Source organism: Paenisporosarcina quisquiliarum (genome assembly GCF_043641925.1).
GTDB classification, from domain to species: Bacteria; Bacillota; Bacilli; order Bacillales_A; family Planococcaceae; genus Paenisporosarcina; species Paenisporosarcina quisquiliarum_A.
The window spans coordinates 181,907-206,611 of the sequence record NZ_JBHZRU010000004.1; the positions used below are offsets into that span (position 1 = coordinate 181,907).

Annotated in this window: 26 protein-coding genes and 9 tRNA genes; 32 read left to right on the forward strand and 3 right to left on the reverse strand. The window is 38.5% G+C overall.

All coding sequences use genetic code 11. The annotated features are described in order from the left end of the window. Positions 1–73: 73 nt before the first annotated feature. Entirely contained in the window at positions 74–514 is a 441-nt protein-coding gene (locus ACHUE4_RS05030; protein WP_394188289.1) for a CBS domain-containing protein, read from the reverse strand. 197 nt (positions 515–711) lie between these two features. Here ACHUE4_RS05030 and ACHUE4_RS05035 point away from each other — a divergent pair, with 197 nt between their 5' ends. Continuing rightward, on the forward strand, positions 712–849 hold the full coding sequence (locus tag ACHUE4_RS05035; RefSeq protein WP_394188290.1) for an Lmo0850 family protein: 138 nt from the start codon (positions 712–714) through the stop codon (positions 847–849). A 209-nt stretch (positions 850–1,058) separates the two neighbouring features. Here ACHUE4_RS05035 and ACHUE4_RS05040 read toward each other — a convergent pair whose 3' ends face one another. After that, positions 1,059–2,246 (reverse strand): FtsW/RodA/SpoVE family cell cycle protein, encoded by a 1,188-nt coding sequence (locus ACHUE4_RS05040; protein ID WP_394188291.1) that lies wholly within the window; start codon positions 2,244–2,246, stop codon positions 1,059–1,061. Positions 2,247–2,399: 153 nt separating this feature from the next. Here ACHUE4_RS05040 and ACHUE4_RS05045 point away from each other — a divergent pair, with 153 nt between their 5' ends. From ACHUE4_RS05045 to ACHUE4_RS05075, 7 genes are all read left to right on the forward strand, one after another. Beyond that, entirely contained in the window at positions 2,400–3,170 is a 771-nt protein-coding gene (locus ACHUE4_RS05045) for a hypothetical protein (protein WP_394188292.1), read from the forward strand. A 90-nt stretch (positions 3,171–3,260) separates the two neighbouring features. Then, positions 3,261–4,352, forward strand: coding sequence for a D-alanine--D-alanine ligase (locus tag ACHUE4_RS05050; protein ID WP_394188293.1), 1,092 nt, complete (start codon positions 3,261–3,263; stop codon positions 4,350–4,352). Positions 4,353–4,363: 11 nt separating this feature from the next. Continuing rightward, complete coding sequence (locus tag ACHUE4_RS05055) at positions 4,364–5,734, forward strand: UDP-N-acetylmuramoyl-tripeptide--D-alanyl-D-alanine ligase (RefSeq protein ID WP_394188294.1); 1,371 nt, start codon at positions 4,364–4,366, stop codon at positions 5,732–5,734. A 52-nt stretch (positions 5,735–5,786) separates the two neighbouring features. Further along, positions 5,787–6,506 (forward strand): alpha/beta hydrolase, encoded by a 720-nt coding sequence (locus ACHUE4_RS05060; protein ID WP_394188295.1) that lies wholly within the window; start codon positions 5,787–5,789, stop codon positions 6,504–6,506. A gap of 420 nt (positions 6,507–6,926) precedes the next feature. After that, entirely contained in the window at positions 6,927–8,456 is a 1,530-nt protein-coding gene (locus tag ACHUE4_RS05065) for a DEAD/DEAH box helicase (protein WP_394188296.1), read from the forward strand. 792 nt (positions 8,457–9,248) lie between these two features. After that, positions 9,249–9,728 (forward strand): PH domain-containing protein, encoded by a 480-nt coding sequence (locus ACHUE4_RS05070; protein WP_394188297.1) that lies wholly within the window; start codon positions 9,249–9,251, stop codon positions 9,726–9,728. Continuing rightward, positions 9,721–11,208, forward strand: coding sequence for a PH domain-containing protein (locus ACHUE4_RS05075; protein WP_394188321.1), 1,488 nt, complete (start codon positions 9,721–9,723; stop codon positions 11,206–11,208). Before ACHUE4_RS05070 ends, ACHUE4_RS05075 begins: the two co-directional genes overlap by 8 nt. A 297-nt stretch (positions 11,209–11,505) precedes the next feature. On the opposite strand, the gene ACHUE4_RS05080 is transcribed toward ACHUE4_RS05075, so the two are convergent. Then, the gene (locus ACHUE4_RS05080; protein WP_394188298.1) at positions 11,506–12,117 is read right to left on the reverse strand and encodes a rhomboid family intramembrane serine protease; all 612 of its coding nucleotides are present in this window, start codon (positions 12,115–12,117) and stop codon (positions 11,506–11,508) included. Positions 12,118–12,188: 71 nt separating this feature from the next. Here ACHUE4_RS05080 and acpS point away from each other — a divergent pair, with 71 nt between their 5' ends. The 24 genes from acpS to ACHUE4_RS05200 all read left to right on the forward strand — a co-directional run bounded on the left by acpS (position 12,189) and on the right by ACHUE4_RS05200 (position 24,489). After that, positions 12,189–12,542, forward strand: a complete 354-nt coding sequence (acpS, locus tag ACHUE4_RS05085) for a holo-ACP synthase (RefSeq protein WP_394188299.1) — start codon at positions 12,189–12,191, stop codon at positions 12,540–12,542. Between the two features lie 59 nt (positions 12,543–12,601). Further along, entirely contained in the window at positions 12,602–13,612 is a 1,011-nt protein-coding gene (locus tag ACHUE4_RS05090) for a LolA family protein (protein ID WP_394188300.1), read from the forward strand. A 41-nt stretch (positions 13,613–13,653) separates the two neighbouring features. Then, entirely contained in the window at positions 13,654–14,754 is a 1,101-nt protein-coding gene (gene alr, locus ACHUE4_RS05095; RefSeq protein WP_394188301.1) for an alanine racemase, read from the forward strand. Between the two features lie 132 nt (positions 14,755–14,886). Further along, complete coding sequence (locus tag ACHUE4_RS05100; RefSeq protein WP_394188302.1) at positions 14,887–15,168, forward strand: transcriptional regulator; 282 nt, start codon at positions 14,887–14,889, stop codon at positions 15,166–15,168. Positions 15,169–15,172: 4 nt separating this feature from the next. After that, positions 15,173–15,523 carry a type II toxin-antitoxin system PemK/MazF family toxin gene (locus tag ACHUE4_RS05105; protein ID WP_394188303.1) on the forward strand — a complete coding sequence of 117 codons (351 nt, stop codon included), beginning with the start codon at positions 15,173–15,175 and terminating at the stop codon, positions 15,521–15,523. A 145-nt stretch (positions 15,524–15,668) separates the two neighbouring features. Then, on the forward strand, positions 15,669–16,499 hold the full coding sequence (locus tag ACHUE4_RS05110) for an RsbT co-antagonist protein RsbRA (RefSeq protein WP_394188304.1): 831 nt from the start codon (positions 15,669–15,671) through the stop codon (positions 16,497–16,499). Beyond that, a complete protein-coding gene (locus ACHUE4_RS05115; RefSeq protein ID WP_394188305.1) occupies positions 16,496–16,858 on the forward strand; it encodes an STAS domain-containing protein in 363 nt (120 codons plus the stop codon). Before ACHUE4_RS05110 ends, ACHUE4_RS05115 begins: the two co-directional genes overlap by 4 nt. Positions 16,859–16,860: 2 nt before the next feature. Continuing rightward, positions 16,861–17,262 (forward strand): anti-sigma regulatory factor, encoded by a 402-nt coding sequence (locus ACHUE4_RS05120; protein WP_394188306.1) that lies wholly within the window; start codon positions 16,861–16,863, stop codon positions 17,260–17,262. Positions 17,263–17,277: 15 nt separating this feature from the next. Beyond that, a complete protein-coding gene (locus ACHUE4_RS05125; protein WP_394188307.1) occupies positions 17,278–18,291 on the forward strand; it encodes a PP2C family protein-serine/threonine phosphatase in 1,014 nt (337 codons plus the stop codon). Between the two features lie 72 nt (positions 18,292–18,363). After that, positions 18,364–18,699 (forward strand): anti-sigma factor antagonist, encoded by a 336-nt coding sequence (locus tag ACHUE4_RS05130; protein ID WP_394188308.1) that lies wholly within the window; start codon positions 18,364–18,366, stop codon positions 18,697–18,699. Next, positions 18,696–19,166: an anti-sigma B factor RsbW gene (gene rsbW, locus ACHUE4_RS05135; RefSeq protein ID WP_394188309.1), complete on the forward strand. Its 471-nt coding sequence runs from the start codon at positions 18,696–18,698 to the stop codon at positions 19,164–19,166. The genes ACHUE4_RS05130 and rsbW overlap by 4 nt, the downstream gene beginning before the upstream one ends. Continuing rightward, positions 19,144–19,926 carry an RNA polymerase sigma factor SigB gene (gene sigB / locus ACHUE4_RS05140; protein ID WP_394188310.1) on the forward strand — a complete coding sequence of 261 codons (783 nt, stop codon included), beginning with the start codon at positions 19,144–19,146 and terminating at the stop codon, positions 19,924–19,926. The genes rsbW and sigB overlap by 23 nt, the downstream gene beginning before the upstream one ends. Continuing rightward, positions 19,926–20,525 (forward strand): PP2C family serine/threonine-protein phosphatase, encoded by a 600-nt coding sequence (locus ACHUE4_RS05145; RefSeq protein ID WP_394188311.1) that lies wholly within the window; start codon positions 19,926–19,928, stop codon positions 20,523–20,525. The genes sigB and ACHUE4_RS05145 overlap by 1 nt, the downstream gene beginning before the upstream one ends. A 118-nt stretch (positions 20,526–20,643) precedes the next feature. Continuing rightward, a complete protein-coding gene (locus tag ACHUE4_RS05150; RefSeq protein ID WP_394188312.1) occupies positions 20,644–22,812 on the forward strand; it encodes a Tex family protein in 2,169 nt (722 codons plus the stop codon). A 63-nt stretch (positions 22,813–22,875) separates the two neighbouring features. After that, complete coding sequence (locus ACHUE4_RS05155; RefSeq protein ID WP_394188313.1) at positions 22,876–23,331, forward strand: SprT family protein; 456 nt, start codon at positions 22,876–22,878, stop codon at positions 23,329–23,331. 88 nt (positions 23,332–23,419) lie between these two features. Next, a tRNA-Asn gene (locus tag ACHUE4_RS05160) sits at positions 23,420–23,494 on the forward strand. 6 nt (positions 23,495–23,500) lie between these two features. Then, a tRNA-Glu gene (locus ACHUE4_RS05165) sits at positions 23,501–23,575 on the forward strand. Positions 23,576–23,817: 242 nt separating this feature from the next. Then, a tRNA-Met gene (locus ACHUE4_RS05170) sits at positions 23,818–23,894 on the forward strand. A gap of 3 nt (positions 23,895–23,897) precedes the next feature. After that, positions 23,898–23,973, forward strand: a tRNA-Asp gene (locus tag ACHUE4_RS05175). A gap of 10 nt (positions 23,974–23,983) precedes the next feature. Then, a tRNA-Gln gene (locus tag ACHUE4_RS05180) sits at positions 23,984–24,058 on the forward strand. Positions 24,059–24,080: 22 nt separating this feature from the next. Continuing rightward, positions 24,081–24,156: transfer RNA gene (locus tag ACHUE4_RS05185), tRNA-Lys, on the forward strand. Between the two features lie 62 nt (positions 24,157–24,218). Continuing rightward, positions 24,219–24,304, forward strand: a tRNA-Leu gene (locus tag ACHUE4_RS05190). A gap of 8 nt (positions 24,305–24,312) precedes the next feature. Then, positions 24,313–24,389: transfer RNA gene (locus tag ACHUE4_RS05195), tRNA-Arg, on the forward strand. A gap of 26 nt (positions 24,390–24,415) precedes the next feature. Beyond that, positions 24,416–24,489 (forward strand) — tRNA-Gly (locus ACHUE4_RS05200). The last annotated feature ends 216 nt before the right edge of the window (positions 24,490–24,705 follow it).

Consider the following 24,705-nt stretch of genomic DNA (forward strand, 5'->3'; position numbering starts at 1 on the left):
ACCGGCTTTACTTGAGAATATAAACATGGTCTAAAGGTAAGATAGTACAGTTTGCAAATAAAAAAACCGAAACTTAATGATAAGTTTCGGGAGATTGTTCTTCGTTATGTCGAGGTTCAGAAATTTGGTGAAGAGCTAATGATGCATCAGCAACGGTTTCAGCAGGTACGGCTATATCCGCTAGTGCAACGAAACCAATAAGATGATCATTTTTTATGACTGGGATACGTCGAATCTTATGTTGCGCCATAATTTCCGCGGCTTCTTCAGTAGTAGCATTTGGGCCGACAGAAATCACTTCTTTCGTCATGACATCTTTCACATATGGGTGTCCGGGTTTAGCAACAGCCCTTGTTACAATATCACGGTCAGTAATCATACCAATAACTCGTTGCTGATCCATTACTGGCATACAGCCAATGTCTAAAGCGCGCATGCTTTGTGCAATCTCATGTACCAAATCATTTGGAGAGCAAGTCACAATGTCTCGAGTCATCACATTTTCGATTTTCACATAATAACCTCCTTTAATAACGTTTAGTATGGTTTACATTAGGTTAAAATATGTAACATAAATGAAAGATTTAAAAGAGTGAAATCGTGTTATTATATAGACGTGATGAAAAAAGTCAAATAATTTAATCGATTTAAATGAAACTTTTTTGAATTTGATGCGTTAAATAAAGCAGAGGAAAGGTAGAGGTGGATTGAATGGCGAAAGAAGTAGATTTGAAAAGAATCGTTTCCAATTTGTCTAAACTAGGCGTTTCCGTGACAATGACCAAATCTCGCCTAGAAATGCTGAAAGCACTTGCACCACCAGCGCAATCACCACAGTCTCAAGGCTAAATTCAAAAGTAAATAGAAATCAGTACTGTTCAGTAATCGTTAAGAAAACGAAAACTTAACAGTATTTTTTTTATGCAAAAAATCAAATCAATCTAAAACTTATGGTTCGAAGGTGCGTCTTTTATTGGAATCAAATTCGTTTCTTTTTAATAAAAAAAGCTGTCCAGTCATTCAGGTATTACTGAATGTCTGGACAGCTTATTTCGATTTTACTCATCGTCATCTGAACCGAACATATACGTTCGGTGATGGAATTTCATACTAAATACTAATCCTAACGCCAACATATTTCCCATGAGAGAACTTCCCCCGTAACTAATAAACGGAAGCGGGATCCCTGTGATTGGTAACAATTGAATCGTCATCCCGATGTTTTGGAACACATGGAAAGTGACCATAGCGATAATACCTGCACAAACATAGGTAGAAAAAGGATCTTTTAACTGTAAAGTTATTTTCGTTAAATGATAGATTAATAGGAAAAATAAACTGACGACGATACTTGCGCCGATAAAGCCATATTCTTCCCCGATTACACTAAAGATGAAATCTGTATGATTTTCTGGAATATAGACTTCTCGATTTTGAAAACCTTTGCCGAAGATTTCACCAGAGCCAATGGCATTTAAAGAATTGATTAAATGATACCCTTCAGCAGATGCATAAGATTCAGGATCTAACCACGAATAGACTCGTCCAAACTGATAGGGCTTAAAGCCGAATTTTTCTTGTAAAAATTCTTGCATAAAGACAGCCATCCATAAAAGGAATCCACCTACAATTGCGGTACCTGCAAAAATAGGCAATATAAGTTTCCAAGTAATGCCGCCAACTATAATTAAGGCAGCAGTGATGGCAATAAATACAAGAGATGTACCTAAATCGGGTTGCTGCATGATGAAAATCAACGGGAATATAGCAGTCGCAACAATTTTGCCAAGAAGTAGTAAGTCCGTTTTAAGTGATTTCATCGGGAATTTTTCGTGATGAGAACTAATCAAGCGTGCGGCTGTTAAAATGAAAAAGGTTTTCATGAATTCGGAAGGTTGTATACTACCAAGACCAGGCAAGTGGAACCAGCTCTTTGCTCCACCACGTAATTCACCAATTTGTCCTTTTCCTTCAGGCATAAAGATTAAAATAATCAGCAAGAAAATCCCTACTGCGTAAAGACCCCACGACATTTTCTTGTATTGTTCGGGTTCGAAAAACATGGCAAACCCAATAATGACTGCACCGACTACATACCAAAATGCTTGCCTAGGAATAAAATTCATCCCATACTGTCCAGTTGTTTGTGCCGAAGAGATGGCGAATAAGCTTACGATTAAAAATAAAAATAAGATAAAAGCGAGCGTCCAGTCAAAACGGTCCGCAAAACTTTTCTTTGTTTCCATATATGTCACCTAAATTTCTAATTGAAGTCAATTTGTTGTTTCATTATACCGTAACTTCATCTGATTTGCTTGTGCAGTTAGTCATGACGAATCTTTCGTTCAAATGTTTCATTCTTCATAAAGACTGCTTATAATAGAGGGAGAAATGGAGTGATGATCGTGGTGAAAAAAGCACGTGATGCAGAAGATTATATTCACCATATTTATATACATATGAATGAGACAGACCAATTCGTTATTTTTAGTGGATTAACATTGGAACAGTTTGTCTTATCTGCAGGTCCCATGCAGAATTTATTGCTCCTGAAACATCAATACGAAGACGGGTCATTTAATATGCATACACAATTCGAGTTTGTTCCCGCTGACGAAATTCGTTCATTTCTCAAAGAGTTTGTCGATTCCCCAACCGATTTGAGATTTATTGATTTTGCTGAAGAACGAAAATTGAATACATTAACGCCACAGGAACAAGCTGAACTTTTATATATGGGTCACAAGAAAGAGGCAATTCGACCACCATTTTATTACCAACTTCAAAATCGCTTTGTTTATTTGGCGAATGAAGAAGAGAGTATGACAAAAATTTATTTTAGAGAATTAGTCGATTCCGAAGAGTTGGTTGTAAATGTTATGAACAATTATGTGAAAGATAAAGAAAAAGGTTCTGCTTTTTGGAGACGCAAAACAAAACAAAGCTTCCCTATTATGACAGTCGAAGATGTTAAGGCATTGCGACCGTTATTAAAAGAAGGTGTTCTTATATCTTTATATAAACAGGAAAAACCTAAATCTATTTATGAAGTTGAAGTGCGTTTATTACCGGAAAATGTCTTTCCTGATGAAGTATGGGACGAATTAACCTCCATTTTAGGGGAACGTCCAGAGGAAACTATACGTTTCCACCTACAATCTCTTGCATAAATTAGTGCAAGGGATTGTTTTTTAATTTCAATTCATGGGTATGGTTAGTTCGTGATAAACTTAACGTATCCAACAACTGGAGGTATATAGATGAAAAAGAGAATTGGCTTATTATATGGTGGTAAATCAGCAGAACATGAAGTGTCGCTGTCTACTGCATGTGCAGTTACGCAAGCGTTAAATTTTAGTGAATATGAAGTGTACCCTATCTACATCACGCAAGAAGGCGAATGGAGAAAAGGCCTAGAACTTCAAGCTCCTGTCGAGTCTATAGAACAATTGCAAATTGAAAGTTCAACGGATGAAGAGTTATCAAATAATATTACGAACTTTTTAATCAGTGATTCAGATTCAACTGATGAAGAATCAACTTTGGATGTGATCTTCCCAGTTCTTCACGGCCCAAATGGAGAAGACGGTACCGTGCAAGGATTGCTAGAAGTATTGAACCTTCCTTATATCGGAAATGGTGTTTTGGCTTCAGCTGCTGGGATGGACAAAGTTGTCATGAAGCAACTATTTGCACAAGTAGGCTTAAAACAAGTACCTTATGTGCATTTTATTCGAAGAGAATGGCAAAATAATCAACAGAAATGGCTTGATAATGTAGAACAAACATTAAATTGGCCAGTTTTTGTTAAACCAGCAAACTTAGGTTCAAGTGTTGGAATTAGCAAGGCGACGAACCGCGAAGAGTTTATTGAAGCCGTGAATTTTGCATTGAAATATGATCGTAAAATTGTTGTAGAGCAAGGCATTAAAGCGCGTGAAATCGAAATGGGTGTTCTTGGTAACGACGAGCCTAAATGTTCGGTGGCTGGTGAAATCAAACCATTGAAAGATTTCTATGACTACCAAGCGAAATACAAAGATGGCAATACAGCGATGATTATTCCTGCAGAGATTTCTACAGACATCGAAAAGACGATGGAAGATATGGCGATTAAAGCATTCAAAGTGTTAGATTGTGCTGGCTTAGTTCGTGCAGATTTCTTTGTGACGGATGATCATGAGGTGTTAATTAATGAAGTGAATACACTTCCTGGATTTACTCCATTTAGCATGTTCCCACTTCTATGGCAGCATACGGGTGTAAGCTATCCGGAATTAATTAATCAATTAATCGAATTGGCAATTGAGCGTCACGCTGAAAAACAACAGCTTCAATACAAAATGGATTGAGTGTGGAATAAATGAAAAAACAATTAAGTCAAATAGCTAAGTGGTTAGAAAAAGATTTAGATCAACATTTAGACGTAATCGTAACTGGGGTATCTATTAATACCAAAACGCTTCACCCTGGTGACTTATTCATTCCTTTTAAAGGGGAACGTGTAAATGGTCACCAATATGTGCAACAAGCCTTTAGTCAAGGAGCTTCTGCAGCTCTTTGGCAAAGTGATGAGCCCAATCCGCCTAGTGATCTACCTATTATTTTAGTAGAAGATTGCGAAAAAGCGTTGCAACAAATGGCTAGATTATATCGTTCGGAACATCAAGCGACGTTCATTGGAATTACAGGGTCAAACGGTAAAACATCCACAAAGGATTTAGTAGCGGGTGTATTATCTCCGTTTTTCCGCGTTCAAAAAACAGCGGGTAATTTTAATAATAATTTAGGCTTACCTTTAACGATTTTAGATTTAGACGAAGAGACCGAATTTGCCATATTAGAAATGGGTATGAGTGGCTTTGGAGAAATTGAGTTCTTATCCCATTTAGCGGAACCTCATTATGTAGTGATTACGAATATTGGTGAAGCACATATGCAAGATTTGGGTTCAAGGTCTGGAATTGCAAAAGCTAAGTTTGAAATAGTGGAAGGTCTTCAAACGGGTGGCAAACTTTTCTTTGATGGAGATGAGCCTTTATTGGAGCCGTTTGTCAAAACATTTGAGGGAGAAGCAGTTTCCTTTGGATATGAACAAACGAATGCTCTTTCTGCTTTAAATATTCAAGCGACTGAAAAAGGGAGTCAGTTTGATGTAACAGGATTGCTGACAGGTTCGTATTCCATTCCTGTGCTCGGTAAACATCAAGTGAAGAATGCTTTAGTCGCGATTTTAATTGCTCATGAAGCGGGGCTGAGTAGTGAGCAGATTCATCAATCGTTAGCGCAAGTGTCTTTAACAGACATGCGGATGCAAGTTATTCCAGCGTCTAATGAAGCATTGTTTATTAACGATGCCTATAACGCTGCTCCAACTTCCATGAAAGCAGCTTTAGAATTTTTAACGGATTCTAAAATTCGCCCAGAGAAGTGGGTTGTCCTTGGAGATATGTTGGAATTAGGTGACAATGAAAAGCAATTCCATCAAGAAGTAGCTAAGTTTCTTCCTATAGAATCAATTCAAGGAATTTGTTTATATGGATCTAGAATGAAGCACTTATATGAAGATCTACAAAATGACTGGCCAGAAGATCGGTTGTTGTGGTCAGAGACTAATTACGAACCAATTATTCAAAAATTACGTGAAGAAACCTCGTCAAATAGCATGATTTTAGTTAAAGGGTCTCGAGGCATGGCATTAGAAAAAGTGATTGAACCTTTTAAAGAAATTTGAACACATGGTTTATGAAAGAATGAATCATACTAGTTGAGAAGAGGTGTAGGAGATGAAAACAGGAGTGTTGTGCATACATGGTTTTACTGGTGGTCCATATGAAGTTCAACCATTTGTGGATTTCCTCAATCTTAAAACAGACTGGGTTGTCAAAACACCGACATTGCCCGGTCATGGTCCTACACTTTCTTTAAAAAAAATGACAGCTGAGAATTGGATGATGGAGGCTGAGCAAGCACTTCGTTTATTACAAAAAGAAGTGGATCGAGTCGTTATTGTAGGCTTCTCTATGGGAGGATTAATCGCCTTATATTTAGCACAGCGTTATAAAGTGGACCGTGTGGTGTTATTAAGTGCAGCTGCAAAATATATAAGTGGTGGACAACTATTAGAAGATGTCAAAGATATCATGACTGACATGTTACACCGAAAGCTAGCGACGAATACATTTTATCATTTATATGAATATAAACTGACCCACACCCCACTTAAAGCAACCATTGAATTTTTACGGATCGTGAAAATGGTCGAGCCTTATTATGCCTCCATTAAAACGCCAGTATGTATTGTTCAGGGTCGAAAGGATGGCATCGTACCATTTGCGACAGCGGAATACTTATTCGAAAATCTAGGGAGCACTGAAAAAGAATTGATTATATCTGAAAGCGGAAAACACCATATTTGTTATAGCGACGACTGTGAAGATTGGTTCGAACGTGTGATGTTATTTCTACAACCCCAAGAGAAAACTAATAATTGTGACTGTGGCTGATTAATTGCATATGGTGGCAAATCATGTTAAAGTGTTTAGAGCAATGGATACATTTTGTAAAGTCTCTTCGCTTGTTGAAGAGGACTTTTTTTTGAACATAACGGTTTGTTCAATTTTTAAGGGTAGGATGTTTTGTTAAGATTATCAAAACTGCGAGTCGCACCTAAACTCATTAAACGCTCGTTTAGTGGATGTTAAACTGGCCGCTTTCGAAAACGTGTATTTTGCGTTTTCCAACATGCTTCCCTCTGATCGAACCGCTCGGCAAAAGACCGGGCTTTCCTTTAAATATAAGTCCCCTCTGATTAAACTACAGAGAATTTTAAGTAACGGAAACGTTCCTCGTATAGGCTCGAATTTGCCGCAACTTCATCTGAAATGTAACCATTTGTCAAATGTAAAGAAAAAGGAGATTAAATTTTGACAAATTTTTCAGAATTAAATATTAGTGCATCAACATTAAAATCCGTAAAACGTATGGGTTTTGAAGAAGCAACACCGATTCAAGAAGGTACAATTAAATTCGGTATGGAAGGCCGCGATATTATCGGTCAAGCACAAACGGGTACTGGTAAAACAGCTGCGTTTGGTATTCCATTAATTGAAAAAATTGACCCTAAAAACAACAACATTCAAGGTCTAATTATTGCACCAACTCGTGAATTAGCGATTCAAGTTTCAGAAGAAATTTACCGAATCGGTCAAGACAAACGTGTGAAAATTTTATCTGTTTACGGTGGCCAAGAAATTGGACGTCAAATCCGTGCATTGAAAAACAATCCACATATTATCGTGGGTACACCTGGTCGTCTTTTAGACCATATTAACCGTCGTACTTTGAAATTGGATAACGTTCAAACGCTTATTTTAGATGAAGCGGATGAAATGTTAAACATGGGCTTCATTGAAGACATCAACACAATTATGGAAAGTGTTCCGGCTGAACGTCAAACGTTGTTATTCTCAGCAACTATGCCAAAACCAATCCAAAAAATTGCAGAGAAATTCATGAAAAACCCTGAAATTGTTAAGATCCAATCAAAAGAAATGACAGTTGAAAACATCGAACAATTTTTCGTTAAATCGCATGAGCGTGAAAAATTCGATATCTTGTCTCGCGTAATTAACGTTCACCAACCGGAATTAGCGATCATCTTTGGTCGTACGAAACGCCGCGTTGATGAATTATCACATGCATTAAGCATCCGTGGTTATATTGCTGAAGGTATTCATGGTGATTTAAGCCAAGCGAAACGTATGTCTGTATTAAAACAATTTAAAGAAAACAAAATTGACATCCTAGTTGCTACTGACGTAGCGGCACGTGGACTTGATATTACAGGCGTTACTCACGTTTATAACTACGATATTCCACAAGATCCAGAAAGCTATGTTCACCGTATCGGTCGTACTGGCCGTGCTGGTAAAAGTGGTGTGGCAGTAACTTTTGTTACTCCACGTGAAATGGGTTACCTACGTATCGTTGAAGAAACAACGAAAAAACGTATGTCACCATTACGCCCACCAAGTTCTGATGAGGCTCTAGTTGGTCAACAACGTCTAGCTGTTGAGTCACTTTCTGAAATGGTTAGCAAAAACAATATTGGTGATTACCGTTCATTCGCAACGGAATTACTTGAAAAACATGAAGCAGTTGATATTATTGCAGCAGCATTAAAATCAATGACTCGTGAGCCAAGTGATACACCGGTATCAATTTCTGAAGAACGCCCATTGCCATCTCGTAAAGAGGGCGGAGGCGGACGCAGCGGCGGAGGCTATAAAGGCAATCGCAGTGGTGGTGGTGGACGTAGTTCATCAGGTTCTTCTAGTCGCGGTTATGATCGTAGTGGATCACGTCGCAGTAGCGGTCCTCGTGATGGTTCTTCATCATCTCAAGGTACTAGCAAAGGTGGACGTCCACGTACATCTTCACGTCGTGAAAGCTAAATTAAATTTCAGATACCACAGTCCTAACCGACTGTGGTATTTTTTTGTTTTGAGAAAAAACAGTGCATACTACTTCTTCAGATTGTTGACAAATAATTATGTTGATTTCCATTGCTGCGGACGCTTTCCGCGGGCAAGACTTCAGCCGCTTCCCTCGCGTTGCTCAGTCCAGGGTCTTCAGTTCTTGCTGATTCCGCTGGAGTCGCCGCCTCCATTTTAATCAACAGAAATCGGTATAAAAATAGATATAACAATGTGCGTTTTACTCATATAAGGATAAACACAATTGATTTTATAACTGCCAACTACAAATTTAATTCAGCGGCATGACTACTAAAAAAATACTTAAACATGCATGCCTCTACAAACCATTTTGGAGGAAAGTGGTTGGCTATTACTGAAGACTCCTGCGGAAAAACGAAATACGCGAGACTCCACAGGCAACGAATAATCGCAGGAGCATAGATTTTTAACAGCCGAGAGGGCTTGCGTTTCGTCCGCGGAAAGCGTAGGAAATAACCAACCACCATCTATTTCAATCAAGTTAATCTAAATCCATGCTGGAAATTGGTAAATAATTGGGTAAAAGCGCATGAAACATGAAATTGAGTGAAAGATATCAATGTGAGAGAGAAAGATTGTCTGTTGAAAGAGAAAGATAGACAGATGAAAGAGCAAGCTTTCCTAAATAAGTGTTTACACGTAATTTAATATCCAAAAAATATCCTAATCACATTTATAATGAAACATTTTTCCTGTAATATCGTATGCATAGAGAAAGAAGGTGTTTGAATGAGAAATGAACCCGTCAATCGAATTTCAGTTAAAGGGTTAAAAGTGTGGAGGATATATGGTGTCATGCACACTGTTATAATAGTTCTTTTAGCGATTGGTGCGAGCGCATTAAATTGGTGGCTTGAAGGACCGATGTGGATTTACATAGTAAGTATTGTGATTCCGGTAGCATATGGATACATATTCATTTATTTATTTCCAAAGCTGAGATGGTTGCGTTGGAGATATGAAGTGAGAGAAGAAGAAATTGAATTGCAGCATGGGTTGTTTGTGGTTAAACGGACGTTGGTCCCGATGGTTCGAGTTCAACATGTTGATACGGAACAAGGTCCAATTTTAAGAAAGCACGACCTAGCATCTATTACGATTTCTACTGCTGCGACAAGTCATACGATTCCTGCTTTAGTAACGGCCGAGGCAGATGAACTTAGATCTCGAATCTCTACCTTGGCAAGGGTGGCTGAAGATGATGTCTGAAGAGCGTTTTAAACTTCATCCCATCTCTGCCGTCATTAATTTTGTAAAAGGATTGAAGGACTTAATCTTCCCGTTCGTTATCGTTTTTGTAGCAAATGGTTTTCAAGGCGGAGGGGAAGGGGGATGGACAAGTTATATCCCGTATATCATTGGTGCGCTTGTTTTAACGCTCGTTTTAACAAGTGGAATTATCAAATGGAAGCGTTTTGTTTACTGGTTCGAGGACGACGAACTTCGTATTGAATATGGTTTATTTGTGAAAAAGAAAAGATACATTCCGTTTGAGCGTATTCAAAGTGTCAATTATACAGAGGGTATCTTTCATCGCCCGTTTAAACTAGTTAAATTAAAAATAGAAACTGCGGGTTCTGGTGTTTCTGATGAAGCTGAGGCTGAACTGACAGCTATTACAAAAAGTGCAGCAAGTCGGATTGAAAAAGAGTTAGCCGATGCCAAAAGAAGAAAATCCTCATCTAAATTAAGCGAAGCACATTTAGTTGAAGAAGAAATGTCTTTGGAAGAATCTACAGTTAAAACGAAGAGAATCTACCAAATGACTAGTAAAGAATTACTCGTTTTAGCTACAACTTCTGGAGGTATAGGGGTCGTACTATCAGGTTTAGCGGTATTTGTTTCTCAATTCTCGGAACTAATTCCTTATGAACGTATTTATGATGAAGTCGTTGTGTTTTTAAAATTTGGCGTCTTAATGGTCGCACTAAGTGTCTTTGTCTTTCTGTTAATTACGTGGATATTGTCAGTGGTTTTAACAACATTAAACTATCATCAATTTACGATATGGCAAGAAGGTGACCAAATCGTTTTAACTCGAGGGTTACTAGAGAAGAAAAAAATTACGATTCCACTTGGACGCGTTCAAGGAATACAAATCGTAGAAAATCCCCTCCGACAGTTATTTGGTTACTGCACAGTCACTGTGGAAAGTGCAGGTGGTTCACTTTCTGAAAAGGACCAAAAGATTCGTTTATTTCCATTAATAAAAAAGAGTGAAGTGAAAAAGTATATTGAAGAACTTTTCCCTAATGTGGAGGTAAATCATTCTTGGATTGCTTCACCTGCAAAAGCAAAGCCGTTCTACTATCGAATTGATTTCATATGGATGATTCCTGTAATTGGTGCCGTCAGCTATTTTTATTATCCTTACGGGTTACTTTCATTGCTGCTCGTTCCAATCATGATGCTTGTTGGAATTTGGCAACACCGCTCAGCCGCATTTTCGATCTTGGGCAATCAACTGTCCTTACGTTATCGAGGAATTAGTTTGTATACGTTCATCTTAGAGAAAAAACGGATGCAAAAATTTGAAATCAAACAAAGTCCATTTCAAAAAAGAAGTGCTTTGGCTTCTGTAGAAACAACCATCAAATCAGGATTATTAGGCGCTACAGCTAAAGTAGAGCATTTAAACTTAGAAGATGCTGAACAAATCATGACGTGGTATGAACCGAAAAATAAGTAAGTAAAAAGGTGTCCACAAAGTAATGTAAATTTACTTTGTGGACACCTTTTTATGTATACAACATTTGTGAATTCTAAATTGTTTTTGGCGGTAGATTGTAGTGGAAGACGGCGACTCCGGTGGGAATAGCATGAGCTGAAGGCCCCGGAGAAGCGAAGCGACGAGGAGACTGAAGCCATGCCCGCGGAAAGCGTCCGTCTGGAATGGAAATCCCTACACAAAAACGGGACTATCTCTCAGTCACAAATTGACTTTTGAGACAGTCCTGCCTGTTTAGAGAAGACAAATAACAATCCCTTATTTCTTTCTCATTTTCCAACTAATGATTCGTTTAGGATGGAAGTAGCTTAAACCAATTAAAAATCCGACAACTAATCCAGTTAAATGGGCGGTAATATTTATATTTGGTTGTAAAAATGTCATAATAACACTGATAACGATAATTGGAACGATAATACCTTTTAATTGAGGCATCGTATTTCTTGCGTAATAAACCAATGCAGCGAAGGCGCCGAAAATACCGTAAATTGCTCCACTAGCACCAACATGATTATAAGCTAGGTCTTGTAATAAAAACGTGACCATTGTTCCAAACAACCCTGCCATAAAATAAATTGTAAGGAAGCGCACTTTGCCAGCTAATTTTTCAAGTTCAGGTCCGAATAAATACAATGAAAACATATTAAATAACAAATGGAGTAACCCGCCATGTAAAAACATTGGCGTAACGAATCTCCACCATTCACCCTCAGAAATTAAAGCATTTGAACCAAGGCCAAAGTAAAATACAAAGTCACCAATGATAGGTAAAATCGTTAATACATAGATCATGATATTCAAAGCAATTAGTGTGGAAACCACAGGATAAAATTGCATGTATTGTTTTAAATTTTCTCTTCTAGTAAACATGTATCCACCTCTTATTTGTATGAATAGTATTATACCGTTTAATTCAGTTATTTTGAAAGGAGAAGTCTGTAATGATTACTGGAATAGGATTAGATGTGACAGAAATAGAAAAAATACGGACCATTCATGCACGTACCGTAAAATTTGTGGAACGAATTTTAACCCAAAAAGAAATAAAAAAATTTTCTTCTTTAACTGAACATCGACGAACCGAATTTTTAGCAGGAAGATTTGCAGCTAAAGAAGCTTTCGCGAAAGCTTTAGGGACTGGTATAGGTAAAGATTGTAGCTTTCAAGATATCGAAATATTACCGGATGAATTAGGTAAACCTGTACTTTATTTTAAAGAAAATGAAGTGAACGGATTTGTAAGTATCACACATACAAAACAATTCGCTGCCGCTCAAGTTGTTTTGGTTGAATAATCCCTGTCCCTTTCTCATAAGATGTCTCAACGGACCGAAAAGAGAAAGGATGAACCGATGTGCGCAGCCGTTTAACCGCAGGAATTTTGTTATTGATGATGATGTTTGTATTAGCCGCTTGTGGTGCAGATTCCAAAGAGGATGTTTTGAAAAAGCTTAGCAACAAATGGGTAGACACTAAAGGATATGAGCTCGATGCAAAAATGGAGATTAAAACTGGGTCCGAACCACGTCTCTATGAAGTGGATGTATGGCACACGAAACCAGATTTATATCGAGTAAAAGTGACTCAATCTGGAGAAGACATGTCTCAAACGATTGTAAGAAACAAAGAGGGAGTCTTTGTGACAACGCCTTCTTTAGGCAAAACCTATAAGTTTCAAAGTGAATGGCCAGAAAAAAATAGCCAAGCATATTTAATCGGCTCCCTTGCTAAAGACATCAAAGAAGATAAGGCCGCTGTCATGACGGAAAATAAAACCTCTTATGTATTTGAAACGAAAACAAGAAATAGTCACCAAAAAATGTTGCCAACTCAAAAGATTCATATAAGCAAAAAAACTTTGTTGCCAACAAAAGTTTCTATTTTGAACGATCAAAAAGAAGAACAAATTTTAATTACTTTTGATAAGATTACTTTAGGAACGTCAAGAAGTGCTTCAGAATATAAAGCAGACAGTCCAACTGATGTAACAGATGACAATGAAACAGCTAAGGAAGAACCAAAAACGACGTTTGAAACACACTACCCATCAATACCATGGGAAAGTGTAACGATGATAGATGAAAAAATAATGAAAAACGAAAACAAAGATCGTGTCATTTTAACGTATGGTGGAGACAAAGAGTTTACGATTATTCAATCTCCAGTGAGTTTCGTGGATGGTGCACTGTTGCCAGTTACTGCTCCAGGCGATCCGGCTGATTTAGGATTTGCGATTGGTGCGATTACGGATAAATCCATTACGTGGGAACAAAATGGCGTTCAATTCTATTTAGCTTCTGACTCTATGTCACGTGAAGAAATGATGATGGTTGCTGGTTCAATGACCACTCAAGATATGAAATAAATATAGTTGCAGCTCGTCGCATCTGAAAATGAGGAATATATATGGATTTTTATAGACCAACTTTTGCAGCAATTGATTTGAATGCGATAAAAATGAATATACTGAACCTACAAACGCATATAAACAAGCCATTAGAGATTATTGCGGTTGTAAAAGCGAATGCCTACGGTCATGGAGCTGTAAAAGTATCCAAGGTCGCCATGGAGGCAGGAGCGAGTATGCTTGCGGTGGCAACTCCAGATGAAGCGATTCGGTTGCGAAAAGAGGGCATCGAATCGCCTCTTCTTGTAATGGGGGCATCTTCACCTACATTTGCTAGTGTCGCAGCTGAATTAAATATCATGGTGACAGTATTTGATGAAATGTGGATGAACCAAATCCCGCCTCTATCTCATCGCCTGAAGATCCATTTAAAAATGGATACTGGAATGGGGCGATTAGGGATTTATTCCGAAAATCATTTACAGTCCATCCTTCAACTAATTCATCAACGAGATGATATTGAACTTGATGGTGTATTCACTCATTTTTCAACTGCGGATGAGGAAGATCAAAGCCATTATAAAGAACAAATGTCGAAATTTAAGAATTTCCTTCGGTTATTTAATGACAAGCCCAGAGTGGTGCATGCCGCCAATAGCGCAGCTGCACTCATTAGGAATGAATCATTATTTGATGGGGTTCGCTTCGGCATCTCTTTATATGGATTGTCACCTTCAGCATATGTCAGTGGAATTTTGCCGTTTCCTTTAACACCTGCCATGTCCTTGCATACAGAAGTTGCATTTATTAAACGTGTGCCTGAAGCTACTGCTATCAGTTACGGTGCAACCTATCGTACGCAACAAAGTGAATGGATTGCTACCTTACCTATAGGATATGCAGACGGATTGTTAAGGGGACTAAGTGGGCAAGAAGTTTTAGTTGGTGGAAGAAGAGTGCCGATTGTCGGTCGGATTTGTATGGATCAATGTATGATTCGTTTAGATGAAGAAGTCCCAATCGGAGAAAAAGTAGTTCTTTTAGGCAGACAAGACAACGAAATAATTCATGTAGAAGAATGGGCAGAAAAACTAAACACCATATCCTACGAGGTCCCTTGTATCATCAGTGAACGAGTACCTCGGGTATATATTCCTTGAAATTCGACACCATCCGACGTAACTAAAAAATATTGTCAGATATTTTCCTTATTTGTCTTCTCATTGTCGTTTTAGAATGGTAAGATAAAAAAGTATTGAAAAGAGGGACGGGTTTTGTCGGAGGTGTTAGCTGTGAATGAGAAAAAAGAGACAAAGGAAGTTTTAGTTAAGCTTCCTAGACAAATTGTGCGCAATCTTGTAGAGCAGAAAGAGCAACAACTGGCTGAGCCAGGAGAGTTTGTTTATATTTCCACAAAAAGAACAAGTAAGCATCTTCAACCAAATCTTATACGAGAAGCCATGATTAAAGGCTACGTCGAGATGTCGCATATTAACTTATCCATCGCAAGTGAATGCTTGCATTTGGAATACGAAGCGGAGCATACTGTGGAGCGTCTCGTAAGCGGAGGATGAAAATTTGAACGTAAAACGCGGTGACGTTTTTTTCGCTGATCTATCGCCTGTGGTCGGTTCTGAGCAAGGTGGAACTCGACCCGTTTTGGTGATACAGAACGATATTGGAAATCGGTTCAGCCCAACAATCATCATTGCGGCAATCACGGCGCAAATTCAAAAAGCAAAATTACCAACGCATGTAGAAATCAATGCTAAAAAGTATGGGTTTGAACGGGATTCCGTTATTTTGCTCGAACAATTGCGAACGATTGATAAGTCGCGACTAACTGATAAAATTACACAATTAGATGATGTCTTGATGGATGCGGTCGATGAGGCGCTAGAAATAAGTCTGGGCCTTGTTAAATTTTAATCATACATAACCCTAAAAAACACCAAACGGACTGTCTACCGTATGGTGTTTTTTTACATCGGATTAAAAAACGTGTGTAGTTTTCATTTTTCCTATACAATATAAAATAGATATAAATTTGTCACGGGGAGGCTTTTGGAACTAGATGAATAAACAGATGGCTACATTCATTCAAGATAATTTAGAAGAAATCATATCAAGATGGCAAGAGATGATGAAGGATGACTCAGAAGAACGATTCTTCCAAATCATGTCGCAAGATGTAATCGATAAAACGAGCCGCGAATTTGCAGAGTTAATGATTTCAAACCTTTATGAAGGCGAATCAAACTATGAAAATCGATTAAAAGATTTTACGAATAAAGTCGTTCGATTCGGTTGGTCAATATCATTTGTTATGAAAGCAATTACTCATTTTACAACAGTCGTCTATACAATGCTTGAAGAGAATGGAACGATTAGAGAAGATAATATGAAAGAATATGTGATGACTTTCGCTGCTTGGATTACTCCAATGCGGGACGGAATCGTTGAAACATATGCGAAAACTTGGGAACGAACTGTTCAGTTACAAAAAATTGCGTTACAAGAACTTTCAGCGTCATTAATCCCAGTATTCGATAAAATTTCAGTTATGCCTTTAGTTGGTACAATCGACACTGAGCGAGCAAAACTAATAATGGAAAACTTATTAGAAGGTGTTGTTAAGCATCGTGCCGAAGTAGTACTACTAGATATTACAGGGGTACCTGTAGTTGACACGATGGTTGCTCATCATATTATTCAAGCGGCAGATGCTGTTCGATTAGTTGGAGCGAAATGTATGTTAGTTGGTATCAGACCTGAAATAGCGCAAACAATTGTAACTCTAGGTATTAATTTAAAAGATTTCACAACAACTAGCACATTACAACGTGGAGTTGAACAAGCTTTAGCTTGGACTAATCGTCAAATCGTGGAGGTGGATGAAGATTGAATTTACGCATTCCCATACTTAAATTAAAAGATGTACTTATCGTATCTATTCAATGGGAATTGGATGATCAAACTGCTCTCCAATTTCAAGAGGATTTATTAACTAAAATGCATGAAACTAGTGCAAGAGGTGTTGTCATTGACTTAACTCCAATTGACTTCATAGACTCATTTATCGCTAAAGTATTAGGTGACGTTATTTCTATGTCTGGCTTAATGGGGGCGAAAGTTGTAATTACTGGAATTCAACCGGCAGTGGCCATTACACTCATTGAATTAGGAATTAGACTAGAAGATGTAATGACGGCTTTAGACTTAGAAAATGGTCTTGAAAAACTCCAACAAGAATTGGAGGCCTAGAAATGGGTTATCAGTCTTCTGTAGAAATTTTAACGGAGTGGGATATTGTTGCTGCAAGACAACTTGGTCGAAATGAGGCAAAAGAAGTTGGGTTTGGCACAGTCGACCAAGCGCGTATCACAACAGCAATTAGTGAACTCGCTCGTAATATTTACTTATATGCGGGAAAAGGGAAAATTGAAATTGAACGTATAACAGAAGGCGGTTTGTTTGGAATCATTATCATCGCATCAGATGAAGGGCCGGGGATACCCGATGTTCGAAAAGTGATGGAGGATGGATTCTCTACTTCAGGCGGTTTAGGAGCTGGAATGCCGGGAGTTAAACGTTTAATGGACGATTTCAAAGTGGAAACTGTTCTCGGTGAAGGAACAGTTATAAAAGCGACAAAATGGATTAGGTAGGGAGGTTTTGCTTAAATGCCTCAAGAAATTGAACGGCAATATAAAGAAATCATGCGTCAATATGTTATGCGGCAAACAGAGCAAAACTTATATGCGGGTCAAAATTTCAGCCGTCAATTGATTCAAAAAAACATTGCCCCTGAAGACGTGATCAGTATTCACAAAGCTGCTTTAGAGGAAATGCAACCTGAATTACCAGTGAATGTTTGGCATTCATTTGATTTGTTAATTGAAATGATGATTCGTTATGGTCTTGCTCTTAAAGAACATCAAAGCCTTCTTCAACGTCAAGAAGAGATGAAGTTGGAAATGGATTTGGCAGCAAATGTTCAAAAAACTTTATTAAAGACTACTGTTCCCACGATAAATGGATTAGAAATAGGGATGATATCTGTCCCAGCTAGACAAATGAATGGGGATTATATTTATTTTCTAAGTGATAACTCTGAATACGCTGGAGTAGCCGTTGCTGACGTAATCGGTAAAGGTATTCCGGCAGCTTTATGCATGTCCATGGTTAAGTATGGGATGGATAGTCTTCAAGATTCACATACTGATCCTGCAATCGTTCTAGATGTTATTAACCGTATTGTTGAAAAAAGTGTAGATGATGATATGTTCATTTCTATGTTTTATGGCAGATATAATGTAACAAACTCGGTCTTTACATATGCATCTGCAGGTCATGAACCTGCTCTTTTTTTCGACTCAGCAACCGAAACTTTTTCGGAATTGCATGCCAAAGGATTGCTATTAGGTGTAGTTCCTAATGTCACGTACAATCAACATGATATTACCTTGAAGGCCGGTGATTTAGTTGTGATGATGACGGATGGTGTGACGGAATGTAGAACCGAAGAAGGATTTATTGAACAAGACATCATTTTATCTCTAATCAGTTCTTTGAGAGATAAACCTGCACAAGTGATAGTAGATACTGTCTATAAAGAGTTGGAAAAAATGCAGGATTTTGAACTGCGTGATGATTTTACGCTTGTAATTTATAAAAAAACGGATTCGAATGTTTGAAACTGACAAGCGAGTGGTATGGTAAGTTATAGGAAATTAGATGTATATATAGATGGACGGGGTGTCAATTAGATGAATATTCAAGTTGTATTTAAAAATGATAACGATTTTGTAAAAGGATTTATTAGTGGAGAAATCGATGCATTTACAGCACCAATGCTACGAGAAAAATTATCGACTGTAGAGTTGAAAAAAGGTTTACAAGCCGAACTTAACTTGTCAGATGTTTCGTATATGGACAGTACTGGATTAGGTGTGATCGTGGCATTCTTCAAAAATGTGAATGCTAATGAAGGTCATGTGAAACTAACGGGATTATCGCCTCGTCTAAAAAGATTGTTTGATATTACGGGTCTTGGTGAAATTATGGATATTGAAACAGATGATAAAGGTGGTAGCGAGTCATGAGACCTTTCGATTATGTAGAAATAAGAGTTCCAGCAAAACCTCAATACGTTGGGGTAGCGCGTTTAACTATATCCGGTTTAGCTAGTCGCGTAGGTTTTACTTATGACGACATTGAAGATTTGAAAATCGCTTCAAGTGAAGCGATTACAAATGCGGTTCAACACGCTTATGCAGGTGTGGATGAAGGCGAAGTTGTAGTTGGTTGTGCTTTATACGAAGATCGCATTGAAATCATGGTTGCCGATCATGGGAAAAGTTTTAATTTCGAAGAAACAAAAGCCAAAGTTGGTCCTTACCACGAACAGCAAGAAGTGGAATTCTTAAGAGAAGGAGGACTTGGGCTGTATTTGATTGAAACGCTAATGGATGAAGTAAAAGTCCATCACCAAGAAGGCGTAACAGTATTCATGACAAAGTATGTCGGAGAAGAGCAGGTGGAAGAGAATGTCGAAACTATCTCCTCCTAATCAGCAAACAAAAGAACAAATCTTAACATGGATACAAGCTTATCAAGAACATGGCGATGAAGACGCACAAACTAATTTAGTTTTAAATTATCAACGCTTGGTTGAATCGATTGCACGAAAATATTCAAACGGAAAGTCATATCACGAAGATATTGTTCAAGTTGGTATGCTTGGACTTTTAGGTGCTATCAAACGATATGATGCATCTTTTGGTAGAACGTTTGAAGCATTTGCTGTCCCAACCATCATTGGTGAAATTAAACGATTTTTACGTGATAAAACATGGGCGGTGCACGTTCCTCGTCGAATTAAGGAACTTGGTCCGCGCATTAAATCTGCCGTAGAAACACTAACAACTGAACTTCAACGTTCTCCAAAAGTGATTGAAATTGCTGAGTATTTAGAAGTGGATGAAGATGACGTATTGGAAGCAATGGAAATGGGCAAGAGTTATCAAGCTCTTTCAATGGACCATTCCCTAGAGTCGGATTCAGACGGCAGTACAATTACTTTGTTTGATGTCATTGGGAAACAAGATGACGAATACGAGAAAACAGATCAAAGAATGTTAGTGGCAAATGCATTGAGTGTCCTTTCTGAGCGTGAAAAAGAAGTGATTCAGTATACATATATTGATCAGTTAAGCCAAAAAGAGGCTGGCGAAAAGTTAGGCATTTCACAAATGCATGTTTCTAGATTACAACGTAAGGCAATTAAAAAACTGCAAGATGCGATATTAGCAGCTGGTGGTGTATCATAATGGATTCAATCCGACATCCGTATCTAGAAGTATTCGTCTATCAAGAAGCCAAAGAAGGAAACCATGAATGTGGAGATACTTACTTTACGTTTATGAATGATCAGTACTTTTTATGTGCCATCGCGGATGGTTTAGGTAATGGTCCAATAGCAAGACAATCTTCAGAAATCATTCCAATGATTTTAGCTGAATATCATCATGAAACAATTGATGAACTTCTCCTCAGAAGCAACGAATTAATGATGCACAAAAGAGGTGCAGCAGTTGCAATTGTGAAGGTGGACTTTGCCGCTAAGACAATCGAGTACAGTTGCGTCGGCAACATCAAATTTTATATGACACGTAGAGATGATGAGAAAATGATTTACCCATTACCAGTAATGGGTTACTTATCAGGAAGACCTCAAAAACTTAGAACTCAAAAATATATCTATAAACCAGGTGACTTATTTTTACTTCATTCTGATGGGGTTGTGATGAACAATCCGAAAGAATCAATGAGAAAGAGTTCTGGAGCATTCGATTTACATCAAACTTTAATTCATACAATTGAACATGGTGATGATGCAACATTCATCGCAGGAAGCCTTCTCCAGTAATTCGGAGAGGGTTTTTTTATTTCAAATAGGAAAACTGAAAAACAGATTTCCCCTTTGAAGTGCACTTAATGTTTACCTAGTGATAAAATGTAGAGGGAACACTGAAAGGGTGAATCATATGGATGCAAAACAAATGATGCAACGAATTGCGAAAGAAACGAATGTAAGACCCCAACAAGCACAGCAAGTGATTAACTTACTTGAGGAAGGAAATACAGTTCCTTTCATCGCTCGTTATCGTAAGGAAGCAACGGGTTCATTAGACGAAGTGCAAATTAAAGCGGTTGAAGATCGCTATCGATACATACAACAATTAGAACAACGTAAAGAAGAAGTCACACGATTAATCGAAGAACAAGGCAAACTTACAGATGAGTTATCAAACTCAATACAAGCCGCTACCGTTTTACAGCGTCTAGAAGATTTATATCGTCCGTACAAACAAAAGAGAAGAACGAAAGCGACGATTGCAAAAGAAAAAGGTCTAGAACCGTTAGCAGCCTTACTATTCGCTTTTTCAAATACAAAACCTGAAGATCTTGCAAAAGACTTTGTAAATGAAGAAAAAGAAGTCATGAATATTGAGGAGGCTTTGCAAGGGGCACGTGAGATTCTCGCGGAACAATTTGCTGACGATCCTAAAATTCGAGAAAGTCTTCGTAACTTAACGCGTTCAGAAGGCTCCATAGTATCGGTCGTGAAAAAACAAGAGGCTGATGAAAAAAGCGTCTTTGAAATGTATTACGACTATGCAGAACCGGTAAAGAAAATTGTACCTCACCGAGTTTTAGCATTAAATCGAGGTGAGAAAGAAGATATCTTGAAAGTTTCCTTGAATGCTCCAACTGAACGAATCCTAAGTAAAATGCGTGACGAATGGATTCCTTCAAATAGTTCATCACCAAGCATTCCACAAGTCATGGAAGCAATAGAAGACTCTTACAAACGTTTAATAGCACCATCTGTCGAACGTGAAATACGTACAGAGTTGACAGAAAAGGGAGAAACACAGGCGATTCATATCTTCTCTGAGAATTTAAGAAATCTTTTACTGCAACCTCCAATGAAAGGGAAAGTAGTGCTAGGAGTTGACCCTGCCTATCGAACAGGCTGTAAATTAGCAGTAGTTGATGATACGGGTAAACTTCAAGAAGTATCGGCTATTTATCCGCATCCACCAAGAGCGGATGTAGCAGCTTCAACGAAAAGTATTTTAGACGTCTTAAAGCGCTACCCAATCTCAATCATCGCCATTGGTAATGGTACAGCTTCAAGAGAAACTGAGCAGTTTATCGTTTCATGCTTAAAGCAAATAGACCGAGAAGTATCTTACGTTATTGTGAATGAAGCGGGAGCCAGTGTTTATTCAGCATCTGATACAGCGCGAGCGGAATTCCCAGATCTTCAAGTTGAACAACGAAGTGCCGTTTCAATTGCGAGACGACTTCAAGATCCACTATCAGAATTAGTAAAGATTGAACCTAAAGCAGTAGGGGTAGGGCAATATCAACATGACGTATCCCAAAAGAAATTAAATGACTCATTAACATTTATAGTAGAAACAGCTGTTAACCAAGTAGGAGTTAACATCAATACAGCCTCTGCCTCACTTTTACAATATGTGTCGGGTCTATCAAAAACGGTAGCCGAAAACGTTTTGAAAATGAGAAATGAAAACGGCAAGTTTACATCTAGAGCGCAATTGAAAAAAATTCCGCGTCTAGGTGCAAAAACATATGAACAAGCAATTGGTTTCCTAAGAATTCCGGACGCTAAAAATCCATTCGATGCAACTGGTATACACCCAGAGAGCTATCATATTGCCGATGAAGTATTGAAAACTGTAGGATTAACTAAATCAGATATCGGTTCAAAGGAAGCGGAAATCAAATTAAATGACCTGCCAATAAAAGAATTAAGTGAAAAATTGGATGTTGGTGAAATTACTTTGCGAGATATAGTAGATACGATGAAGAAACCATCTCGTGATCCTCGTGATGAATTCCCACAGCCTTTATTAAAAACAGATGTTCTTCAAATGGAGGACTTAGCGAGTGGAATGGAACTACAGGGGACAGTGCGAAATGTAGTCGACTTTGGAGCCTTTGTAGACATTGGGGTAAAACAAGATGGACTTGTTCATATTTCCAAGCTTAAAAAAGGATTTGTTAAACATCCTCTAGACGTAGTTTCACTAGGAGACATTGTCACTGTTTGGGTTGAACAAGTTGAAAAATCCAAAGGTCGTATTTCACTAACCATGCTTTCGCCTGAAAAACAAAATTGATTATTAAACCTGCCCATGATGTATAAAATGGGCAGGTTTTACACAATGTAAAGGATGATGGTCTTGAATAACGAAGAATTACACGAATTAGTCAAAAACATTTCGGCAACTGTTTTTGGTAAGGAGTTTAAGCACTTAGCCTATTTTAATGCTCGCTTAAGAACTACAGGAGGGCGCTATATGCTGCGATCTCATCATATTGAAATCAATCCACTAGCATTCCAGCTTCACGGAAGAGATGAATTAGAAGGAATTATCCGTCACGAACTTTGTCATTATCACTTACATATAGAAGGAAAGGGATATAAACATCGGGATTTGGACTTCCGGGAATTAATGAAACAAACAAATGCACCTCGATTTTGTGCAAGTTTAGGAGTTGCGAAAAGAAGAGTAAACAAGATTCAGCATACATATGGATGCAAAATATGTGGTCAATTATATAGACGGAAAATTCGTTTAAATATACAAAAATATCGGTGTGGCAAGTGTTCAGGGGCATTATTAAAAGTTGAATAATATTTGTTTGGATTAATTCGCTAAAAGAGGTTGACGATTGTGGATGAGGTCACTATAATAAGAAAAGTCGATTACATTCAAACATTATTCCGAAGTAGCTCAGTGGTAGAGCAACCGGCTGTTAACCGGTTGGTCGTAGGTTCGAGTCCTACCTTCGGAGCCATTATTTGGCCCCTTGGTCAAGCGGTTAAGACACCGCCCTTTCACGGCGGTAACACGGGTTCGAATCCCGTAGGGGTCACCAACTAATTTATCTTCTAACTCTTACATACTTTACGCAAAACCCTTTAACTCTTTAAGAATGATAAGTGGTGGAGCAAATCGCCAAACGAAGATGGCGATTAACGTCGACGCAAGCGAAGCGTGGAAGACGTAATGTTTTATCGCTTTACGAAGAAAGCGATTAACATCGACGGAGGCTTTAGCCGAGGAAGATGTCCATTATGAGTAATGCGTTGGAAATACAGTAACAACTAATAATATTATCGCGGGGTGGAGCAGCACGGTAGCTCGTCGGGCTCATAACCCGAAGGTCGCAGGTTCAAATCCTGCCCCCGCAACCAACTGGTCCCGTGGTGTAGCGGTTAACATGCCTGCCTGTCACGCAGGAGATCGCGGGTTCGATTCCCGTCGGGACCGCCATTTTTATTCTTGGGGTATAGCCAAGCGGTAAGGCAACGGATTTTGATTCCGTCACGCCCTGGTTCGAATCCAGGTACCCCAGCCAATTTCATTTTCTTTAATGAGATGAGCCATTAGCTCAGTTGGTAGAGCATCTGACTTTTAATCAGAGGGTCGTAGGTTCGAATCCTACATGGCTCACCATTTTTTATCTTGACTTTCATAAAATACTATTGTACAATAAATATTGTCTTTAACTTGCTTAAGCGGTCGTGGCGGAATGGCAGACGCGCTAGGTTGAGGGCCTAGTGGGAGAAATCCCGTGGAAGTTCGACTCTTCTCGGCCGCACCAAAAATTTTGCGCCCGTAGCTCAATTGGATAGAGCGTCTGACTACGGATCAGAAGGTTGTGGGTTCGACTCCTGCCGGGCGCGCCAAAAACTTTCTATAATAATTATATAACGCGGGTGTAGTTTAGTGGTAAAACCTCAGCCTTCCAAGCTGATGATGAGGGTTCGATTCCCTTCACCCGCTCCAATTTTACCAAAACCATGAACCTTGAAAACTGAACAGCAAAACGTCAACGAAATATGCGGACAGCACTTCGGTGCTCAAAGCAAAAAACGTTTTCTTCCGCCGACACCTGTCGGTATCGAAAACAAACTTGAACTTAACCGTTCATTATAAACGTCAAAATTTTTGACGCCAGCAACAAAGTCGAGCTAATCGACTCACCTATTATGGAGAGTTTGA

What these genes read in the sequence shown, in the direction of transcription:
- ACHUE4_RS05045 (WP_394188292.1), top strand. Translation starts at nt 2,400, where the DNA reads ATGATCGTGGTGAAAAAAGCACGTGATGCAGAAGATTATATTCACCAT.
- sigB (WP_394188310.1), top strand. Translation starts at nt 19,144, where the DNA reads ATGTCGAAACTATCTCCTCCTAATCAGCAAACAAAAGAACAAATCTTA.
- ACHUE4_RS05125 (WP_394188307.1), top strand. Translation starts at nt 17,278, where the DNA reads ATGCCTCAAGAAATTGAACGGCAATATAAAGAAATCATGCGTCAATAT.
- ACHUE4_RS05150 (WP_394188312.1), top strand. Translation starts at nt 20,644, where the DNA reads ATGGATGCAAAACAAATGATGCAACGAATTGCGAAAGAAACGAATGTA.
- rsbW (WP_394188309.1), top strand. Translation starts at nt 18,696, where the DNA reads ATGAGACCTTTCGATTATGTAGAAATAAGAGTTCCAGCAAAACCTCAA.
- ACHUE4_RS05070 (WP_394188297.1), top strand. Translation starts at nt 9,249, where the DNA reads ATGAGAAATGAACCCGTCAATCGAATTTCAGTTAAAGGGTTAAAAGTG.
- alr (WP_394188301.1), top strand. Translation starts at nt 13,654, where the DNA reads ATGGATTTTTATAGACCAACTTTTGCAGCAATTGATTTGAATGCGATA.
- ACHUE4_RS05040 (WP_394188291.1), bottom strand. Translation starts at nt 2,246, where the DNA reads ATGGAAACAAAGAAAAGTTTTGCGGACCGTTTTGACTGGACGCTCGCT.
- ACHUE4_RS05060 (WP_394188295.1), top strand. Translation starts at nt 5,787, where the DNA reads ATGAAAACAGGAGTGTTGTGCATACATGGTTTTACTGGTGGTCCATAT.
- ACHUE4_RS05075 (WP_394188321.1), top strand. Translation starts at nt 9,721, where the DNA reads ATGTCTGAAGAGCGTTTTAAACTTCATCCCATCTCTGCCGTCATTAAT.
- ACHUE4_RS05080 (WP_394188298.1), bottom strand. Translation starts at nt 12,117, where the DNA reads ATGTTTACTAGAAGAGAAAATTTAAAACAATACATGCAATTTTATCCT.
- ACHUE4_RS05120 (WP_394188306.1), top strand. Translation starts at nt 16,861, where the DNA reads ATGGGTTATCAGTCTTCTGTAGAAATTTTAACGGAGTGGGATATTGTT.
- ACHUE4_RS05110 (WP_394188304.1), top strand. Translation starts at nt 15,669, where the DNA reads ATGAATAAACAGATGGCTACATTCATTCAAGATAATTTAGAAGAAATC.
- ACHUE4_RS05050 (WP_394188293.1), top strand. Translation starts at nt 3,261, where the DNA reads ATGAAAAAGAGAATTGGCTTATTATATGGTGGTAAATCAGCAGAACAT.
- ACHUE4_RS05055 (WP_394188294.1), top strand. Translation starts at nt 4,364, where the DNA reads ATGAAAAAACAATTAAGTCAAATAGCTAAGTGGTTAGAAAAAGATTTA.
- acpS (WP_394188299.1), top strand. Translation starts at nt 12,189, where the DNA reads ATGATTACTGGAATAGGATTAGATGTGACAGAAATAGAAAAAATACGG.
- ACHUE4_RS05130 (WP_394188308.1), top strand. Translation starts at nt 18,364, where the DNA reads ATGAATATTCAAGTTGTATTTAAAAATGATAACGATTTTGTAAAAGGA.
- ACHUE4_RS05035 (WP_394188290.1), top strand. Translation starts at nt 712, where the DNA reads ATGGCGAAAGAAGTAGATTTGAAAAGAATCGTTTCCAATTTGTCTAAA.
- ACHUE4_RS05145 (WP_394188311.1), top strand. Translation starts at nt 19,926, where the DNA reads ATGGATTCAATCCGACATCCGTATCTAGAAGTATTCGTCTATCAAGAA.